Annotated in this window: 4 protein-coding genes; all 4 read left to right on the top strand. The window is 32.4% G+C overall.

The genetic code is table 11. The features are described from left to right. Positions 1–68: 68 nt before the first annotated feature. From K2N75_RS00880 to K2N75_RS00865, 4 genes are read left to right on the top strand one after another with little or no spacing between them, the layout of a single operon-like run. On the top strand, positions 69–959 hold the full coding sequence (locus K2N75_RS00880) for a formyltransferase family protein (protein WP_300119749.1): 891 nt from the start codon (positions 69–71) through the stop codon (positions 957–959). Positions 960–1017: 58 nt separating this feature from the next. Continuing rightward, entirely contained in the window at positions 1018–2070 is a 1053-nt protein-coding gene (locus K2N75_RS00875) for an AAA family ATPase (RefSeq protein WP_300119747.1), read from the top strand. Positions 2071–2075: 5 nt separating this feature from the next. Further along, entirely contained in the window at positions 2076–2654 is a 579-nt protein-coding gene (locus tag K2N75_RS00870) for a DUF3226 domain-containing protein (protein ID WP_300119745.1), read from the top strand. A 2-nt stretch (positions 2655–2656) separates the two neighbouring features. Beyond that, positions 2657–2833 carry a hypothetical protein gene (locus K2N75_RS00865; RefSeq protein WP_300119743.1) on the top strand — a complete coding sequence of 59 codons (177 nt, stop codon included), beginning with the start codon at positions 2657–2659 and terminating at the stop codon, positions 2831–2833. Positions 2834–2940 lie beyond the last annotated feature (107 nt).

The raw sequence follows: 2940 nt of genomic DNA, 5'->3' as shown, positions 1-2940 counted from the left end.
GGGCATTATAGAGCATTAGTTTGCTTTGAGTTTGCTCAACTTCAAATTGCTTGTGAGGAGTTTAGGCTATGTGCTTAAGATTCTCTGCGCAGGCAAGCTCGGATTCTGTAAGATTCATAGAATCCAAAAAACCTACACAAAAGATAAAAGCGTGCATCGCAGGTAAAAATGAAATTGCACTTAATGCACTCAAACTTTTACAAACAAAATTCCGAAATGATGAAATTTGCGTGATTCCAAATCGCAATGATACAGGCATAGACACTTGGCAACCATCGCTTTTAAAATATGCTTTACAAGCAAGTATCCTTGTTTGCACGCTAGAGCAAGTGCAACAAATCCCAAATGTGCTTTTCCTCTCTTTAGAATTTGATAGATTGCTTAAGACAGAGCAATTTGCAAGTAAGAGGCTTTATAATATTCATTTTTCTGCCTTGCCAAAATACAAAGGCGTTTTCACTTCCATTGTGCCGATTTTGAATGGTGAATCTAGCAGTGGTGTTACTTTGCATTGCATTGATAATGGCATTGATACAGGTGATATTATAGCGCAAAGGATTTTTGAGATAGGTTTGCAAGAATGTGCGCGGGATTTATATTTTAAGTATTTAAAGCAAGGTTTTATGCTTTTGCAAGAAAACCTAGATTCTTTACTTAGCGGGAATTTTCAATATACTAAGCAAGATTTTAGGCAATCGTGCTATTTTTCGCGTGATGAAATTAATATAAAAAATATCGTGATAAATTTCAAAAAAACAAGCTTTGAGATTCATAACCAACTGCGCGCATTTATATTCAAAGAATATCAGTTGCCTACAATTAATAGGGCAAGGATTTCGCGGAGTATTTTAAGCGGAGAGTTTATCGGGAGAAATGTGCTAGAAGATAGAGGGGGTGAATTTGTATTATCGGGCATAGATGGATTTAAGATAGTAGCGGAAAAAGCAGGCGGAATTTAGTTTTAAGTATCATTTGATATAATATAAAAATTTGGGAAACTTAAGGTAAAGCGAAATAATGATACAAAAAATAACAATAGAAAATTTTAAAGTTTTTGATTTTATAGAAATTGAGGGTTTTTCGCAAATTAATGTCTTTGTGGGCGCAAACGATAGTGGCAAAACTTCTTTACTTGAGGCGATTTTTTTGTCTTTAGCCCCTAGCAATCCAGATTTGTTGTTTAGGACATTGTTTTTTAGAAATTTTCCCACAAATGCGAGCAATATTGATTCAATTTTTCATAATTTCAACCACAAGAATCCTATCCAAATAACAATGCAAGATAGTCAAAATATCCCATTTGAACTCCAAATAAGTGATACTTCTTCGCAAAATAAGCCAATGGATTTACAACAAAAAATGGAAATGGATTTTTCTTCTAATCAAATCATTAGCGAATTAACTTTCATAAGCAACATTAATCATCAACGAGCCATAGTAAAGAGTGATTTTATAAGAAATGCAAATCAAATGTCTATACCGCAAAATTATCCTTATAAATTAGGCACATTTATCCCGATTGAAAATCTTTTATTAAATGATAGTTTGGCAATCAATATCAATAATATCCGCAAAAATAAAGCGACACAAAGATTTATCCAATACCTCCAAATTTTTAATCCTCATATTGTAGATATTGAAGCCAATGGAACAAGCGTTTATGTTAATTTAAACGACAAACCAAAATTGCTTGATATTCATCTAATGGGTACAGGATTTAAAAAGTATGTCATTATTCTCGCCTCTATTTTTGAAGCTTTCACTAGAAAGGGGGAATCGGATTGTTTTTATGTCTGTGTAGATGAGATAGAAAATGGATTGTATTTTAAAAACTGCGCAAAACTTTTGGAGAGCCTCATTAAATTAGGAAAAGAAATGAATATCCAATATTTCTTTAGCACACATAGTTTAGAATTTTTGGAGATTTTGAGGAAGGTTTCAGAAAAGATAGAGTTTAAAGAACAAGCAATCTTTCAAATCAAGGAAACCAAAAAAGGTATTAAAGCTTATCGGTATTCATTTGAGCAGTCTCCCTATTTTGATATTGAACAACTTGACCCAAGAGACTAAGATTAATGAATAAAATTTATATTTATGTTGAGGGCAAGAGCGATAAAGAGTTTGTGGATTGTTGTTTGAAGCATTGGGGCAAATTGGAATCTTTTGAAGTTAATATCAATGCAAACTCTAATGTGATTCAAGAGAATCTCCTAAATAAAATAAAATCCCATAAAGACAGAGATGAGCAAGTCTTGATTGTTTTTGATGCGGATAAGGATTTTATCCAAACACAAGAAAGAATTATTGGAGAATCTCAAGGATTAATGAGTGCTCAAGAAATCTTTTTATTTCCAAATAACCAAAGTAATGGCGAATTAGAAACTTTATTGTTAGAAATTGCGACCAATAAAAAGCCTTGTGAATGTTTTAAGCGTTATATTGAATGCTTGGGAAATTTGAAAGATAATATCCTTAAGAAATCTGCAATATTTGCTTACAGAGAGGCAATGGGGGCAGAGAAAAAAATCAAAGGAAAAAATCAAGAGAAAGAAAAAATAGAAATTCTACAAACAGAATTTGAAAGAATTTTTGACTTTGAATCTCGCGTTTTAAATCCTTTGAAACAATTTATAGCAAACTATTGCAAGGAGTAATAATGTTAAAGTCTATCAAAAGAAAAATTAAACAAGCTAAAATTGATAAAGAAATCAAGCGTGATAAGCCTAAAGAAAATCCCCAAAAATATCCGATAGAATTGTCTGATAATGAGAGAAAGTATTTGCAAAATACACTTATTAGTGCGGGGGGGGGGGGAATTTTGTATTTTGTTTAAGGGGGTTAACCCTTTTTGGGGTTGAAAAAAAACAAATGAAAATTTTTAAGTGTTGAAAGTTAGGTTTATAACAAAAACCCCGCCCCCCCACCGGACATTAAGTGCGT

Origin of the sequence: Helicobacter sp., from assembly GCF_029067145.1 — a bacterium.
Classification (GTDB): Bacteria; Campylobacterota; Campylobacteria; order Campylobacterales; family Helicobacteraceae; genus Helicobacter_D.
This window is presented reverse-complemented; position numbering and strand designations above follow the sequence as displayed.